Below are 16,548 nucleotides of genomic sequence, written 5' to 3'. Positions count from 1 at the left end.
GACGACCGGGCGCTCCGCGTCCCTGCTGCTGGGCCGGTCAGAACTTCTGCGAGTACCGGTGCAGGAATGCGGCCATCGCATCGCGCTTGACGGGCTGGGCCGGCCGATACGTGCCGTCGGACCAGCCTGTCGAGATCCCCGTGGACTTCATCCATGCCATCTCGCGCGCGAACATCTGACCCGGTCGCACGTCCGTGAACGGCGACCTGGTCGGCGCGGAGTAGGCGGGCTTCCCGGCGAATCGGTAGAGGAAGGCCGCCATCGCATCACGGTCGATGGCCTGCGTGGGCCGGAAGGTCCCGTCGTCCCACCCGGTGGTGATGCCCTTCTGATACGCCCAGATGATCGCCGTGTAGTGCTCCTGACCCGGCCTCACGTCCCGGAACGGGGACCGGCTCGGCAGGGACACCTTCGGGGATCCCTCCATCCGGTAGAGGAACGCCGCCATCGCATCCCGGTTGACCGGCTGCAGGGGTCGGTACGTGCCGTCGGACCACCCGGTGGAGATCTTCGCGGACTTCATCCACGCCATCGCCTGATAGTGCTCCTGGCCGTGCCGGACGTCCTTGAACGGTCCCGCGGGAGTGCTGGGCTTCGACGGTGCCGGCGCGCCGCCGATCATCTGCCACAGCGCGGTGCGCTCGGCCTCGCTGGAGAGGGTCAGGTCGTAGTTGCTCTTGATCGAGATGTAGCGCTGGGCGTAGGCGGGCCAGGCCGCCTTGTTGCTCGGCTTCCACTGCGCGGGGCCCCGAGACCCCTTCGAGCGGTTCTCCGACGCGGAGACGGCGGCCAGGACCAGCGGGTCATGGGAGAACTGCAGGCGCTGGTCCGCGTGCCAGCCCTTGGCGCCGTTGTTCCAGGCATCCTGCATCGCCACGATGTGCTCGATGTCCAGGGAGGAGGCATCGGTGGTGGTCCTGCCGGCATAGGCCTCGTACCAGCGGCCGCCTGTGACCCTGCAGTCACCCGCGTTCCAGCGCACGTCGCCGTTCACGGCGTCCCGGATCAAGGTGATCTCGCGGGCGTCGCAGCCCTTCTTCGGGGCGAGAGCGCGGGTCACATCCGGCTCCTTCCAGCTGCTCGCCGTGTACGAATCCCATCCGTACCAGCTGCGCAATCCGCGGCTGCTGCCCTTCTGTGCGGTGACCACACGCCAGGACTTGTAGAAGTGGTCGCGGTGGTATCCGGAGTCGGCACCGTTGCGATCGACCGCCATGGTGGAGAGTGCGCGGCGCGCATCGGTGACGGAGAGCAGCCCGGGCTGTGCCTTGTCCAGCGGCTCGGCATGCGCAGGTCCGGCGCCGAGACCGGGGAGGAGCGCGATGCTGAGGAGAACGGTCAGCAGGATCGTCCAGGCGCGGCGGAGCCTGACGGGCACCGCCGAGGCAGGCAGAGAGGTCGACCAGGGCACGAGGGCTCCTTCGGACGTGGATCCCTGAGGACCCGGGGGAATGGTGGACTTGCGGGTGCTGCGAGCTCCTGGCCGTCGCCGTTGACGGAGGCGCTGAGCGACATGTGTCGCTGGACGTCGGAGCGGGTGCTTCGGAGAGTCCAGCCGGATCATAGGCCAGCATCTTCTGCACACGCGACTCCAACCCCTGGTCAGACCTTGGTTCCCCGGCTCGGTCCGACTGTTTGCCACAGAATCCCTGCTCTCCCTCCAGCCCCTGCCCGAACCTGGCAACATCCGGCATATAGCGGCGACGGCGAGCGTGATGCATGACACTGACCCGGTAGCCACCCAGCGGCGCCACTGGCGACACCGCCCCGCGATGGCGCGGTCCGACGCCGGCCCGCCTGGGCCCGGGGCGGCCGATGCCGTCCTGCCGCCCCCTCCACCGAAAGGACCTCCCCATGGCTGTCTCCGAAGGAGCCAACTACGCCCCGGACTCGATGCCGAAGCCTGTCGTGGAGCCCGGCGAGTTCGTCTTCGCCGCGATGCACCTCGACCACGGCCACATCGGCGGGATGACCCAGGGCCTGCTGGACGCCGGCGGCACCCTGAAGTGGGTCTACGACCCCCAGCCCGAGCGCGCCGCCGCGTTCAAGGAGAAGTTCCCCCAGGTCGAGGTCGCGACCAGCGAAGAGCAGGTCCTGACCGACCCCGAGGTCCATCTTGTCGCCGCCGCCGCAGTGCCCGTCGATCGCGCCCCGCTGGGGATCCGCGTGATGGAGGCCGGCAAGGACTACTTCACCGACAAGACCCCGCTGATCACCCGCGAGCAGCTTGCTCAGGCCCGCGATACTGTCGAGCGGACCGGCAAGAAGTACGCCGTCTACTACTCCGAGCGGATCCATGTCGAGGCTGCCGTGCTGGCCGGTCAGCTGATCGACCGCGGCGCGATCGGGAAGGTCCTCCAGGTCCAGGGCATGGGCCCGCACCGCATGGGGGACCCGTCCTCGCGTCCCGACTGGTTCTTCGAGCGCGCCCGCTACGGCGGCATCCTCACCGACATCGGCAGCCACAACTTCGAGCAGATGCTCGCCTTCACCGGCTCCGACGATGCCGAGATCCTCTCCAGCTCGATCGGCAACTTCGGCAACCCCGAGCACCCCGAGCTCGACGACTACGGCGACGCACACATCGCGCTCTCCAGCGGCGCCACCGGCTTCGTCCGCGTGGACTGGTTCACCCCCGCCGGGCTGCGCACCTGGGGTGACGGTCGCACGTTCATCCTCGGCACCGAGGGCTACATCGAGCTGCGCAAGTACGTCGACGTCACGACCGACAACGGCGGCGGCCAGGTGATCCTGGTCGACGGCGAGGGCGAGCACCGCATGAACGCCACCGGCGAGGTGGGCTACCCCTTCTTCGGGGAGCTGATCCTGGACGTGCTGAACCGCACCGAGAACGCCATGACCCAGGAGCACGCCTTCAAGGCCGTGGAACTGGCGATCACCGCACAGGAGCGGGCCCGGGAGCTCACCGGCCGCGCCTGACCCCACCTGACCGGCGCCCAGCGACCGGCGCCGCCCCGCCCCGCCCCGACACCCGGCTCGCGGCTCGCGGCTCGCGGCTCGCGGCTCGCGGCACCCTTGTCGCGGCGCCCTTCTCACGATCCCGGTCGATTCCGAGCCAGATGCCCCACCGATCTGGCTCGGAATCGACCGGGATCGTTCTGCGTGCAGGGCGCGCCGAGGAGTCCGCAGCCCGTCGGCCTCTCGCCTCCACCTGTCCGGACTGCACCGCCCACACTGCTTCTCGCGAAAGTTTTCTTCGCTTCCCAGGGCCCCGCGGCGCGCCTCTCCGCCGACACCCCGACGCGCTGTGCGCACGTCACGACGGGCTGAGACACGAATGCTCCCCCTCCCGCTTGACCTGTGGCAGTAAGAGGGATTAACTTAACGGCACCGACATTAGTTTCCGAAATCTTTCAGTCAAGTGTCGGTCCGTGACCCTGGAGGCAGCAATGATGCAACCCACCCGCCGCGCAACTCTCGCGGGCCTCGGCCTGGCGATCCCGTCCCTCGCCGTCCTCAGCGCCTGCGGAGGCGGCACGCAGCCCAGCGGTGGAGGCGGCTCGCCCTCGAGCCTCTCCGTCTGGGCCCTGACCGGCGCCAAGCAGGACACCTACCAGGCGTCCTTCGATGCGTGGGACGAGGCGAACCCCGACAACCCCTTCGCCGTCGAGTACTTCGCCAACGACTCCTACAAGGAGAAGATCCGCACCGCGATCGGCTCCGGCAACTCCCCCACCCTGGTCTTCAACTGGGCCGGCGGCACCCTGGCCGACTACGTGGCCAACGAGGCGGTCGTGGACCTCACCGGCAAGGTCGACGACGTGCTCTCCCGCACGATCGAGTCGATCGGGAAGGTGGGCCAGGTGGACGGCGCCCAGTACGGCGTCCCCAACAACGACACCCAGCCGGTGATCCTCTACTACAACACCGCCCTGTTCGAGGAGCACTCCGTCACGCCGCCCACCACCTGGGCCGAGCTGATGACCGCGGTGGAGACCTTCTCCGCGGCCGGCATCACCCCGCTCTCCCTGGCCGGGCAGAGCATCTGGCCGGAGCTGATGTACATCCAGTACCTCACCGACCGCATCGGCGGCGAGGGCGTCTTCCAGAAGATCGTCGCCGGCGAGGCCGATGCCTGGTCCGATCCGGCGATCACCTCGGCGCTCGAGGCGATCATCGAGCTGAAGGACGCCGGCGCGTTCGGCAACGCCTTCGGTTCGGTCGCCGCCGACGCCGGTGCCGACGCCGCCCTGATCCACACCGGACAGGCCGCGATGCTGCTGCAGGGCAGCTGGGTCTACGGCACCTTCAAGCAGGACGCACCGGACTTCGTGGCCGAGGGGAACCTCGGGTTCCTGAACTTCCCGGCGAAGGACGGCGGCGCGGGCGATCCCGCCAACGTGGTCGGCAACCCGGCCAACTACTGGTCGGTCTCGGCCGCTGCCGAGCCGGAGATCCAGGAGCTCGCGATCAAGTACCTCAACGAGTTCAACCTCAACCAGGACATGGTCGACAACTTCCTGGCGATGGGTGCGATCCCGGCGGTCTCCGGGCTCGAGGAGTCCTTCGGCGGGCTGGATGACGAGGCCTTCCTGTCCTTCGCCTACGACATGGTGCTGAACGCTCCGCACTTCCAGCTGTCCTGGGACCAGGCCCTGTCCCCGGCCCCCGCGCAGGAGCTGCTGAACAACCTCTCCCGCATCTTCCTCGGAGAGATCCAGCCCGAAGAGTTCGTGTCCAACATGAATGCGACCCTGTCGGCATGACCGCCGGGCAGTCGCACGCACCCCGCACCGGTGCCGACGCTGCCGCTGCCGCCACCTCGGCCGACGAGGGCACCCCGCCCTCGTCGGCCCACCCGGGCGGGAGCGTCGGCCGCTCCGGCGATCGTCGGCACCTGCAGACCGGACCCAGCAACTGGCTGCTGGTTCCCGCCCTGAGCTTCTTCGGGGTGTTCGCGCTGCTGCCCCTGGCCGGCGTGGTGGTGCTCTCGTTCTTCGCCTGGGACGGACTGGGCACGCCGCAGTTCGCCGGCCTCACCGCCTGGTTCCAGGTGTTCCAGAATCCCGTGACGCTGAACGCCATGTGGCTGACGCTGCTGATGACGGTGCTGAGCTACGCGGTGCAGTTCCCGCTCAGTCTGCTGCTGGGCGTCTTCATGGCCGGGCACCAGCGCTACCGCGAGGTGTTCTCGGTGCTGTACTTCCTGCCGCTGCTGTTCTCGGCGGCGGCCACCGGCATCGCGTTCAAGGCGCTGTTGGATCCGAACTTCGGCATCTCTCGTGCCTTCGGTCTGGACTTCCTCAGCCAGGACTGGCTGGGCTCGCCGACCTTCGCCTTCTACACCCTGATCATGGTGATCTCGTGGTCCTTCGTACCCTTCCACTCGCTGCTGTATCAGGCGGGCGTGCGGCAGATCCCGACCTCGATGTACGAGGCGGCCACGCTCGACGGCGCGGGGAGGGTGCGGCAGTTCTTCAACGTCACCCTGCCGCAGCTGAAGTACACGATCGTCACCAGCTCCACCCTGATGCTGGTCGGCTCGCTGACCTACTTCGACCTGGTGTTCATCCTGACCGGTGGCGGGCCCGGCAATGCCACCCGCATCCTGCCGCTGGACATGTATCTGACCGGATTCCGCTCCTACCAGATGGGCCCGGCCAGCGTGATCGCCGTGATCCTGGTGGCCGTGGGACTGACCCTGTCGCTGATCCTGAACCGCGTCTCGGGCGCGGATCGCATGGAGAGCCAGATGGAGGGCGCCTGAGATGAGCACGAGAACACATCGCTCCCCCAACGTCGTCGGCGGCCTGCTGGGCTTCGCCTGGCTGCTGGTGATCCTGGTGCCGATCTACTACATCGTCGTCACCAGCGTGCGGCCGCGCGAGGACTACTTCTCCTCGAACCCGCTGTCACTGCCCTCCGAGTTCACCCTCGAGCCGTTCCGCTATGTGCTCGAGAACGACTTCCTGCGCTACTTCGCGAACTCGGTGTTCGTCACCGTGATCACGGTGGTCGCCGTGGTGACCGCCTCGCTGCTGGCCAGCTACGTCATCGTGCGCTCACGGACGCGCCTGGCGAGATTCAGCCAGAAGCTGTTCCTGATGGGCATCGCGATCCCGCTGCAGGCCACGATCATCCCGATCTACTACCTGATCGTGCAGCTGGGCCTGTACGACACCCTCTGGGCGCTGATCCTGCCCTCGATCGCCTTCGCCATCCCGATCACCATCCTGATCCTGACCAACTTCCTGCGGGACGTGCCAGGGGAGCTCTACGAGTCGATGACCATCGACGGCGCCAACGACTGGCAGATGTTCCGCTCACTGGTGCTGCCGCTGGCGAAGCCGGCCGTGGTCACCGTGGGCATCTATGACGCTCTGCAGGTGTGGAACGGGTTCCTGTTCCCGCTGGTGCTCACCCAGAGCTCCGACAAGCGTGTGCTGCCGCTGTCCCTGTGGGCCTACCAGGGCGAGTTCACGGTGAACATCCCGGCCGTGCTGGCCGCGGTGATGCTCTCCGCACTGCCCATCCTGGTGCTCTACATCGCGGGCCGTCGCCAGCTGATCAGCGGCCTGACGGCGGGCTTCAGCAAGTAGTCCTGTGCGGCAGGCAGCCCCGCGCCGCAGGCACGCCCCGCACCGAGGCCGACCTCAGGCGGCCAGCTCGATGATGCTCTGACATAGCGCATCGACGCAGGCTGCGAGGTGGAAACCGTCGCCAGCGGTGGTCGCGGCGATCCGTCCTGGATCTAATTCGGGCGAGGTCGCCGCGGCCGTTCTCCTGCCATCCGACGCCGGGGTGTCCAGGTGGCCGGAGTCCGCTCCAACGGGGTCTTCCCGAACAGGTTCTTCTCGAAACCGCAACTGTTCGAGCATGGCCGGCCAACGGGCCTGTACCGGTCTCCCGGTGCTGTCGAGCACCTGGAACCGTCGGTGGTGCAGTGAGAGGCGAGCAGAATCGAGCAGCATCCGCATCCCACCCTCGTGGACCATCACATGGTGGCGACGGCAGAGGAGCGCGAGCCCTTCAATATCCGTAGGACCGCCCCGGGACCACGGGAGCAGATGGTGAGCGTCGAGATGCTTGACCTGGTGACAACCGGGAAAGGTGCACGTGGCGTCCCGCAACCGCAGCGCCCTGCGCTGTACACGGGAGGCCAGACGCTGTGACCTGCCCAGGTGCAGGACCTCGCCACCCGCGTCCGTGATCACCACGGCGACCTTGCCGGTGCAGGCCAGACGCTCCGCGGTGGCGACTTCGAGCGGCCCCGCTCCGAGCACGCCGCACCGTGGGGGCGTTCCCGCGGGAACGTCGTCGGGCGGTGCGGGTGGCGCGGGTGGCTCGTCCACGGGAGTGTCCGGAGCCGAGGCCGTTGGCGTTCCCGCGGGAACGCTCTGGGCGAGCGCCTCGGCGCTGACCTGCACGATCACCAGATGCCTGTCCTCTCCGGAGCGGTCATCGGGCTCGGCATCGAGGTAGGTGCGGGCGAGGCTGTGGAGCGCATCTGCTTTGCGCTGCTCGAGTGTCGCGGTGGTGGTGATCTCGGCTGCGCGTTCTGAGGCCGAGTCGGTTCCCGCGGGGTCCGACTCGGTCTCCCTCAGGGCGTCTGACGGTGAGGGCGCGGTCGGTGCCGAGCTCTCGGGTGCGGGCGGCTCGCTTCCGTCTCGATCCATCGCGAGCTCCAGGGCTGCCAGCACTTCTGCCCCGAGTTCCGCCGGCAGCACCGCGCGGATCTCGATCATGCCGTCCTCGCGCACGAACCAGGCGGCCTGCCGGGCGGCGTCCTGTCCCAGACGGATGCCATCGACCGCACGGACGCCGGCGATCGTGCGGGACAGCTGCGACGCCGTCATCCCCCGGGCCATCTCGACCAGCAGCTTCTCGTCGACCCTGTCCGCGACGCGGGTCATCTCGCGGACCTTCGAGTAGGAGAGGCGCCCGGCTCGGAACTCCTTCACCGTCAGCGGCATCGACGGCAGCGCTCGAGCCACCCGCACATGCTCTCGCGCGGTGCCAGGCGCCATCGAGCAGGACCAGGACAACCAGTGCGCCGTCGACTTCAGGCCGACGAACCAGCCCACCGCGCCACGAGCCTCGAACTCACCGACCATCAGCAGCAGCTCACAGGTCGCCGCCGCGATCGTCGCTGCCTGCTGCTGGATGCGCTCACCCAGGGACTCGGCGGCGACACGATTCAGCGGTGCGGGCTCGGCACCGCCAGGGGACAGCGGAACGAGGGTCATGACGGTCTCCCACCTGCAGGTGATCTCGGGTCCGTCACCAGCCCATCAATCCCTCGTCGCCTCCGCTACCGGTCCTCCGGGAATGTGGAGAGCACGGCCCTGTGGAGGAACCGTCGGGTTCAGAACGGTGCCCGCTGTCAGGCTCGGGACTCCCCGCCCCGCTGGGCTCAGCACAGCCCACCTGCGGGGGCGCAGGAGCTCCCGCACCGTCACCTGTGCAGCTCAACCACCACTTCCGCGCTCTCGAGCCCGTCGGTGCTCAGGATGACCCGCAGCGAGCTCGTCGCGCCAGCCTCTCCGCGCACGATGGCCAGCGCCTTGCCGCTGAAGGCCCTGCGCTCCGGGGAGGGGAAGGCGTTCAAGTCGGTGGGGTCGCCGTTGTCGGTGGCCACCAGGGTGCCCGGCCCCTCCACCGTGAAGTGCAGCAGGTGGTCGGCGGTGGGCACCTCGTTCCCGTCGGCGTCCAGCACCTGTGCGGTGAGAAAGGCCAGGTCCCGGCCGTCGGCGACGATGCGGTCGCGGTCCGCGGCGAGGGCGAGGCGGGCGGGGGCGCCGGCGGTGCGCATGACGTCCTCGGCCCAGGGGGCGCCGTTCCGGTAGGCCTGCACCCGCACCTCTCCTGGCGCGTAGACCACCTCGTCCCAGCGCAGCCGGAACTGACCTGGCTGCATGGCGCGCAGGCCCTGGGAGATGCCGTTGATAAACAGCTCTGCCTCATCCCCCGAGGTGAACACATGCACCGGGGTCACCTCCCCCTCCCGACCCGGCCAGGTCCAGTGGGGCAGCAGGTGAGCGGTGGGCACGCCGGGTCGCCAGTGCGCGCGGTAGAGCCAGAACCGGTCTTTGGGGAATCCGGCCAGGTCCACGATGCCCGTATAGGAGCTGCGGGCGCTGTAGTACGGGGTTGGTTCGCCCAGGTAGTCGAAGCCGGTCCACACGAACTCCCCGGCCACGAACGGGGACCGCTCGAGCGAGGCGAAGACCTTCTCGGCGGTCGAGCCGAAGTCCACCGCGTGGAGCTCGTAGGCGCTGACCATGCAGGTCGCGTCGTCGGCCCCGGCACCGTCCCGTGCCGGGTTGCTCTGCCCTTCCGCGACGGGGAACAGGTAGGTGCCGCGGGTGGACAGCGCGGAGGAGGTCTCGCTGCCCATGATCGGCGTGTCGGGGAAGGCCTCGCGGAACCGGCCGTACTGGGGTGGGGTGCGGATCCGGTCGGTGCCCTCGAACACCGGCTCCTGCCGGATGCCCTCGCCCTGATAGTTGATGCCGATGACGTCGACCTCGGCGGGCAGGGGCATGTGCGGCTTCGCGTAGTTCATGGCCGTGGTGGTCAGGCGGCTGGGATCCTCCTCGTGGGCGATCTCGACCAGCCGCCGTGCGACCAGGGCGCCCTCCTGTTCCGTGTACTGCTCGCCGACCTCGTTGCCGATCCCCCACAGGATCACGGAGGGGTGGTGGCGGTCGCGCCGGATCATCGCCCGCAGATCCGCCTCGTGCCAGTCCTCGAAGATCAGGTGGAAGTCCAGATCGGTCTTGCGGGCGTACCAGGAGCCGAACACCTCGTCGAGCACCAGGATGCCCATCCGATCGGTGAGGTCCAGCAGCTCCGGAGCGGGCGGGTTATGGGCCGTGCGCAACGCGTTCGTCCCCATCTCTCGCAGGATCTCGAGCTGCCGCTCGGCGGCGCGCTCGTTGAATGCCGCGCCGAGGGCCCCGAGATCATGATGATTGTTCACGCCCTGGATCCGGATCCGCTCACCGTTGACGAGCAGACCCTCGTCGGCGTCGAACTCGATCCGACGCACGCCGAAGGGCGTCTCGACCTGGTCCACGATCTCCTCGCCCCGGCGCAGCGTGGTGACCGCGAGATAGCGATGGGGATGCTGGGTGGGCGGCGGGCCCCAGAGGGAGGGCGCGTCGATCCGGGCCGACGCGGCGGTTCTCGCCGCAGCTCCGGGCCCGACGGCGACGGTGACCGGCTCGATCCGGGCGACGGGGGCGACGGGGGCGCCGCGCTCGACGAGGGCTCGTTGTCCGACGGGGACGCAGTTCTCGACAGGGTCGCCATCCGCGGCGGGGGCATCGTGTTCGGCGGGTGAACCGGGGATCTCGAAGATTTCCGTGGTGACCTGCACGGTGACCGGATCCGACCCGGTGTTCTCGAGTGCCACCTCGATCTCCACGACAGCGGACTCAGCGCCCACCTCGGGGGTGGTGATCGTCGTGCCCCAGTGCGCGACGGCGACCGGGGAGGTCTTGACCAGCCAGACATTGCGGTAGAGCCCTCCGCCCGGGTACCAGCGGGCCGAGCGGGGCGGGTTGTCCAGGCGGATCGCGAGCAGGTTCCGTCCGCCCGGGACGAGGTGAGGGGTGAGGTCCAGGCGCCAGCTGTTATATCCGTAGGGCCAGCCGCCCACGAGGGAGCCGTTCAGCCACACCGACGTATAGGACATCGCCCCGTCGATGTCCAGGTGGATCGAGCGGCCCGCGTCCTCCACCGGGATCTCGAGCTCGCGGCGGTACCAGCCCACGCCCCAGCTCTCCAGGCGCCCCATGCCGCCGTGAGGGCCGTCGACGAGGAAGGGCCCGGCGATCGCCCAGTCGTGGGGCACGGCGACCCGCTGCCAGTCGCTGTCGTCCAGTGCCGGGTCTGCGGCGTCAGGGGCCACGGGCGGCTGCTGGTCCGGTCGCTGCGTATGCCGCGCGGGATCGCGGAGGAAGGGGTTCGCACCGGGCAGGATCCATGGCCGCAGACCGGTCTTCGCGGCGTCGTGGCGCACCTGCTCGGGGCGGGCATCGGCGTCCTTGCCGTCCTGCGCCTCGCCGAGCTCGGGCCACGGCACGTAGTCCAGGGCACGGTCGACCTGGTCCGGCGCCACCCGGCGGAACCGCCAACCGGTCTCGAGGTGGAGTCGTTCACGGGGCGTGGGCGTCATGGGGATCGCTCTCCGGGAGCTCGCGGATGGGGTCTCACCCGTCGATGGGTGCGCAGTGTCGGAGTATATCGGGAAGCGCTTTCGCAGGGTTTCCGGGCTGCGGGATGAACGCGATCGACAGGCGTCTTCTCACCGACTTCCTCGACGCCTATGGTGGCAGGACCGACCCTTCAGGAGGCCACCATGTCCCACACCGCTGACCGTGCCACGACGCTCGCCGCACTGCATGACTCCGGCGAGGTGCTGGTCCTTCCCACCGTCTGGGACGTCTGGAGCGCCCGGGTCGCCGTGCAGGCGGGGTTCCGCGCACTCACCGTGGGCAGCCACCCGGTGGCGGATTCCCTCGGCAGCGCCGACGGCGAGAACATGGACTTCGCCGACTACCTCGCGGTGGTCGCGCGGATCACCGGGGACGTCGAGGTGCCCGTCAGCGCGGACGTCGAATCCGGCTACGGCCTGGACCCGAAGGAGCTGATCGAGCGTCTGCTCGAGGCCGGCGCCGCAGGAGCGAACATCGAGGACGTGGTCCACGGGGAGGGGAAGCGGGTCCGCGATCGGCAGGAGCACGCCGACTACATCGCCGCAGCCCGCAGTGCGGCCGACGCCGCCGGGGTGCCGTTCGTGCTCAACGGACGCACCGATGCGGTCAAGCTCGGCACGGACGTCTTCCCGGACCCGCTGGCGGAAGCTGTCGAGCGCATCCAGCTGATGGAGGGTGCCGGTGCCCGCGCCGTGTACCCCGTCGGGCTGACCACCGCGGAGCAGGTCACCGCACTCGTCGGCGCGGTCTCGGTGCCGGTCAACGTGACCGCCCATCCGGTGACGGGCCACGGTGCCGGCACGCTGTCCGCCCTGACCGAGCTCGGCGCACGCCGCATCACCTTCGGGCCGCTGTGGCAGAAGTGGCTCGCCGAGGTCTCGGCGGGGCAGCTGGCCGAGTGGGTCGCCTCGGAGTGAGCGGAGCCAGCACCTGGCGCCCCGCGGGACCTCATGCAGGACGTGCGCAAAGCCCTCACCCTCGGAGAAGTGACGTTGCCGCCGTGCTCACCAGGCCCCCGGACTGATCCAGCTTTCCGGCACCCCGGCCGACGGTATTGCTCGGCTCGGCACCAGCCGGGACCTCGTGCCAGACCACGCCCGCAAGACCGTGCGGAGGCAGCTGGACCAGCCGAGCTGACGCCACGAGAGCCCGCACCATAAACGGCCCTCCGTGAACCGGTCTCACCGTTGTGCTGCGCAATGCCGAGCTCAGTCGGACAGCGCTCTGCCGATGAGTGCGCCGAAACCTCCAGCGAGGACGTGAGCATCATGCAGAGGGAGCCACCAGCACGTCCAAGTGACCGGCCCGCCGCCGCTCGACGGGTCACGCTCAGCTCCGGACCACCTCTCCTCCGCTGGATACTCGTCCACCTCGACTCTGAAGTAGTGACGCACAGCGCGCTCATCACGCATCGGACGGAGGTCATACTCCTGCGACCCGAGAAAGCGAACCCCAGCCGCGTGGAGCCCTGTTTCCTCGGTGAGCTCCCGCCGCACCGCAGCCTCCAACGTCTCGCCACGCTTCACCGAGCCCGCCGGGACCTGCACACCCGTGACTGTCAGAGGCAGCTCATCGTGGGTGAACACGAGGAGCTTCTCCGCTCGGATGACATAACAGACAACCTTCTGTGTAACGCGGCTCATCCGCGCAGATTACAGGCTCTTCGCGGTTGGTGGTGAAGGAGAGCGTCGCGTCGCTGGCGTAGAACGGCCCGTGGTCCTGCTGTGATGGGTGTTGTCTAGACATCCACATTCCAGAGGACCACGAGCCTGTGCACGAGAATACTGGTTCGCAGCGAGATGCTGCGAGCACGATCTTCAACCTGCCCGACTACCACGTCATCGACGCGATCGACCTGCCCGACGGAGGCCGTCGAGTGGTGATCGCCTCGACCGTCCCGCCCGGATGTCCGTCGTGCGGAGTGCTCGCGACCAAGGTCCACTCCCGCCGGTCCCAGCACGTCCGGGACGTCCCCGTGGCCGGGGCGATGGCGGTGGTGTGGGCCAAGCGACGCTGGTTCTGCCTCGAGCCGGCCTGCGCCCGGCGCACGTTCTGGGAAGCCACCGACCAGGTCCCGCACCGCGCGCGCTCAACGACCCGGCTGCGAAACCAGATCGTCTCCGCGGTGATCACCTCTGGCCGGGCAGCCTCGGAAGTCGCCCGGACCCATGGCGTCTCGTGGTGGCTGGTCCAGGCCGCGCTGGCGGCTGCCGCCGTGGTCCTGCCCACCGCCGAGGACGTGTCAGTGACGTGCCTGGGCATCGATGAGCACCGCTACCGGTCGGTGCGCTGGTTCCGCACCGACGACGGTGCCTGGAGACGGTTCGAGCCCTGGATGACGACCCTGGTCGACCTCTCCACCGGGCAGGTCCTCGGTATCGTCGACGGCCGGGACTCCACCGCCGTCGGCGACTGGCTCGCCCAGCGCTCCGAGCTCTGGCGGGAGCGGATCGAGATCGTCGCCATCGATCCCTCGGCCGCGTTCCGCAAAGCACTGCGGACCTACCTGCCCCGCGCTGCGGTCTCGGTCGACAAGTTCCACCTCGTCAAGCTCGGAAACGACATGGTCACCACCGTCCGTCAACGCCTAGCCCGCACCCATCGCGGTCGTCGCGGCCGCAAGGACGACCCGGCCTGGGCCCACCGGATGCTTTTGCTACGCGGCGCTGACACCCTCACTCCACGGGCCTGGGAGCGGTTGGAGACGGTGTTCCGCACCGATGACCCCACCGACGAGCTCTCCGCCGCCTGGGGCATCAAGGAGCAGCTCCGCCGCCTATTGGCGACCGACACCCTGGCTCAGGCCTGGGAGGAACGGATGCGGATGGGCTACTTCGTGCAGATCGCGAATATGCCCGAGGCGACCAAGCTCTACGACACGGTCGTGACCTGGTGGGACGCGATCGAGGTCCTCATCGTCACCGGCGCGACCACCGCTCGAGTCGAGGCCGCGAATACCGGCATCAAGAACATCAAACGCACTGGCCGCGGCTTCCGCAACGCCGAGAACTACCGGATGCGTATCCTGCTGACCAGCGCCGCGAGAACCGTAGCGTGAATACCCGCTACAGCAGGGTCATTCACCATGAACCGCGAAGAGCCAGATTACAGCCGTACCACAGGCAGTCGTTTCCAACTCCGAGCATCGTCTCGGCACTCGTCGTCGGCCTTGATCTTCCGCGAGCGGTCGATTCCGAGCCACAAACTGGGCTGACCTGGCTCGGAATCGACCGGCGTCACCGGCCCGGGCGACGCGGGCGAAGACGTGCCGGGGCTCAGCTGTCGATCGCGGCCACGTCGGCTGCCGCTGCGTCGAGCGCGGCCACGTCGATCTCGACCTCTGCGCCCTCGCGGAGGTACAGCGGCAGGGTCATGAACCCGTGCTGCTGGCGCAGCCAGCGCCCGCCGGTCTCGACGGTGCCGTCGAACACGGAGGTCCAGCGACCCTCGGGCAGGTAGAACTCGACCTCCCCGTCGAGCGAGAACACCGGCGCGACCAGCAGCGAGTCGCCCAGCATGTACTGGGTGTCGATGGCGTGGCAGGTGCGGTCCTCCGGGAATTCGAGCACCATCGGGCGCAGGATCGGGGTGCCCTGCTCATGCGCCTGCAGCGCCATCTGCTGCAGGTAGGGCACCAGCTGCTGCTTCAGCAGTGTGAAGCGCCGGGCCACCTCCACCGCCTCGTCGTCGAAGGCCCACGGCACCCGGTAGGAGCTCGAGCCGTGCAGGCGCGAGTGGGAGGAGAGCAGGCCGAAGGCGAGCCAGCGCTTGAACACCGTCGGATCCGGGGCCCCTTCGAAGCCGCCGATGTCGTGGCTCCAGTAGCCGAAGCCGGACAGCGCCAGGGACAGGCCGCCGCGCAGGGTCTCCCCCATCGAGGGCAGCGAGGAGTCGTTGTCTCCGCCCCAGTGGGCCGGGAACTGCTGGCCACCGGCGGTCGCGGAGCGGGCGAAGACGATCGCCTCGCCCTCGCCCTGGCGCTCCACCAGCAGGTCGAACACGGTGCGGTTGAACAGATGCGTGTAGTAGTTGTGCATCTTCTCCGGGTCGGAGCCGTCGTGCCAGGCGATGTCCCGCACCGGGATCCGCTCCCCGAAGTCGGTCTTGAAGCAGTCCACGCCGATGTCCAGCAGGCCCTCGAGCTTGCTGCGGTACCAGGCGACCGCGTCGGGGTTCGTGAAGTCCACCAGCGCCATCCCGGCCTGCCAGAGGTCCGTCTGCCAGAGGTTCCCGTCGGTGGTGCGCACCAGGTAGCCGTGCTCGAGGCCCTCGTCGAAGAGCACCGACTTCTGGGCGATGTAGGGGTTGATCCACACGCACACCTTCAGCCCCCGCTCGTGAAGCCGACGGATCAGCCCCTCCGGGTCCGGGAAGGTCGCCGGGTCCCACACGAAGTCGGTCCAGGTGAAGCCGCGCATCCAGAAGCAGTCGAAGTGGAACACGGACAGCGGGATGCCTCGCTCCTCCATGCCGTCGATGAACGACATGACCGTGGCCTCGTCGTAGTCGGTGGTGAAGGAGGTGGACAGCCACAGCCCGTAGGACCACTCGGGAACCAGCGGCGGCCGGCCGGTCAGCGCGGTGTAGCGGCGCAGCACGTCCTTGGGGGTGGGCCCGTCGATCACCAGGTAGGTCAGTGACTGGCCCTCGACGGAGAACTGCACCCGGGTGGTCATCTCGGAGGCGACCTCGAAGGAGACCCCGCCGGTGTCCTCGACGAACACGCCATAGCCGCGTGAGGTGAGGTAGAGCGGCACGTTCTTGTACGCCTGCTCGGAGGTGGTGCCGCCGTCCTCGTTCCAGATGTCGACGCTCTGGCCGTTCTTCACGAAGGCGCCGAACCGTTCGCCGAGGCCGTAGACGCTCTCCCCCGGCTCCAGGCTGAGCTGCTCGTGCATGTGGTGCTGTCCGTCGGGCGCGACCACGTGGGCGAGGGAGCGACGCATCGAGCTGGTGAGCGCGCGGCCACCGGAGCTGAAGTCCGCCTGCCACTGATCGCCGACGCCGATGGTCAGGGTGAGGTCGCCCGCGCGGAGCGTGGTCCGCCCGTCGGCCGCGGACTCGACGGTGCCGCGGTAGCTGGGATCCGCAGCGATCTCGAAGCGGGGCAGCGGGGTGGCCACCCCGCGATGGTTCTCCACGCGCACCCGGATCACGCCGTCGGCGACGGCCTCATAGGTGACGGTGAGCTGGGGGTTGTTCAGGGTGTCGCCGCGGCGCCGGACGGGCCGGACGGGAGCGAAGGCGCGGAGGCGTCCGGCCTCGTCGTCGATCTGGAGGTCGTGGACCTGGCTGCCACGCTCGACCGTGTAGCCCTCTCGGTCCATCCAGTATCCGTTGGTGAAGCGCATGGTCAGCGCTCCTT

The 16,548-nt window shown here is 68.8% G+C and carries 11 protein-coding genes; 6 read left to right on the top strand and 5 right to left on the bottom strand.

Annotated elements, in window-relative coordinates:
* Nucleotides 1-37: 37 nt before the first annotated feature.
* Complete coding sequence (locus ACT3UF_RS07380; protein ID WP_441444269.1) at nt 38-1,411, bottom strand: S-layer homology domain-containing protein; 1,374 nt, start codon at nt 1,409-1,411, stop codon at nt 38-40.
* 443 nt (nt 1,412-1,854) lie between these two features.
* Here ACT3UF_RS07380 and ACT3UF_RS07375 point away from each other — a divergent pair, with 443 nt between their 5' ends.
* From ACT3UF_RS07375 to ACT3UF_RS07360, 4 genes are all read left to right on the top strand, one after another.
* Nucleotides 1,855-2,940 carry a Gfo/Idh/MocA family protein gene (locus ACT3UF_RS07375; protein ID WP_441444268.1) on the top strand — a complete coding sequence of 362 codons (1,086 nt, stop codon included), beginning with the start codon at nt 1,855-1,857 and terminating at the stop codon, nt 2,938-2,940.
* Nucleotides 2,941-3,410: 470 nt separating this feature from the next.
* Nucleotides 3,411-4,727, top strand: a complete 1,317-nt coding sequence (locus tag ACT3UF_RS07370; protein ID WP_444608223.1) for an extracellular solute-binding protein — start codon at nt 3,411-3,413, stop codon at nt 4,725-4,727.
* Entirely contained in the window at nt 4,724-5,728 is a 1,005-nt protein-coding gene (locus ACT3UF_RS07365) for a carbohydrate ABC transporter permease (RefSeq protein ID WP_444608222.1), read from the top strand. Before ACT3UF_RS07370 ends, ACT3UF_RS07365 begins: the two co-directional genes overlap by 4 nt.
* A 1-nt stretch (nt 5,729) precedes the next feature.
* Nucleotides 5,730-6,560 carry a carbohydrate ABC transporter permease gene (locus ACT3UF_RS07360; RefSeq protein ID WP_444608221.1) on the top strand — a complete coding sequence of 277 codons (831 nt, stop codon included), beginning with the start codon at nt 5,730-5,732 and terminating at the stop codon, nt 6,558-6,560.
* A gap of 54 nt (nt 6,561-6,614) precedes the next feature.
* Here the strand turns inward: ACT3UF_RS07360 and ACT3UF_RS07355 are convergent, their stop codons facing one another.
* Together ACT3UF_RS07355 and galB are read right to left on the bottom strand one after the other, a co-directional pair.
* Nucleotides 6,615-8,207: a DUF222 domain-containing protein gene (locus tag ACT3UF_RS07355; RefSeq protein WP_444608220.1), complete on the bottom strand. Its 1,593-nt coding sequence runs from the start codon at nt 8,205-8,207 to the stop codon at nt 6,615-6,617.
* A gap of 209 nt (nt 8,208-8,416) precedes the next feature.
* Nucleotides 8,417-11,143 carry a beta-galactosidase GalB gene (galB, locus tag ACT3UF_RS07350; RefSeq protein WP_444608219.1) on the bottom strand — a complete coding sequence of 909 codons (2,727 nt, stop codon included), beginning with the start codon at nt 11,141-11,143 and terminating at the stop codon, nt 8,417-8,419.
* 183 nt (nt 11,144-11,326) lie between these two features.
* Between galB and ACT3UF_RS07345 the strand changes: the two genes are divergently transcribed.
* Nucleotides 11,327-12,100, top strand: coding sequence for an isocitrate lyase/PEP mutase family protein (locus tag ACT3UF_RS07345; protein WP_444608218.1), 774 nt, complete (start codon nt 11,327-11,329; stop codon nt 12,098-12,100).
* Between the two features lie 291 nt (nt 12,101-12,391).
* Here the strand turns inward: ACT3UF_RS07345 and ACT3UF_RS07340 are convergent, their stop codons facing one another.
* Nucleotides 12,392-12,826 carry an NUDIX hydrolase gene (locus tag ACT3UF_RS07340; protein WP_345076085.1) on the bottom strand — a complete coding sequence of 145 codons (435 nt, stop codon included), beginning with the start codon at nt 12,824-12,826 and terminating at the stop codon, nt 12,392-12,394.
* A 128-nt stretch (nt 12,827-12,954) separates the two neighbouring features.
* Here ACT3UF_RS07340 and ACT3UF_RS07335 point away from each other — a divergent pair, with 128 nt between their 5' ends.
* Entirely contained in the window at nt 12,955-14,241 is a 1,287-nt protein-coding gene (locus ACT3UF_RS07335; RefSeq protein ID WP_444608143.1) for an ISL3 family transposase, read from the top strand.
* Between the two features lie 217 nt (nt 14,242-14,458).
* Here the strand turns inward: ACT3UF_RS07335 and yicI are convergent, their stop codons facing one another.
* Nucleotides 14,459-16,534, bottom strand: a complete 2,076-nt coding sequence (yicI, locus tag ACT3UF_RS07330) for an alpha-xylosidase (RefSeq protein ID WP_444601533.1) — start codon at nt 16,532-16,534, stop codon at nt 14,459-14,461.
* Between the last annotated feature and the right edge of the window lie 14 nt (nt 16,535-16,548).

It is taken from the genome of Brachybacterium sp. AOP24-D1-21 (assembly GCF_052378665.1).
Lineage (GTDB): Bacteria > Actinomycetota > Actinomycetes > Actinomycetales > Dermabacteraceae > Brachybacterium.
This window is presented reverse-complemented; position numbering and strand designations above follow the sequence as displayed.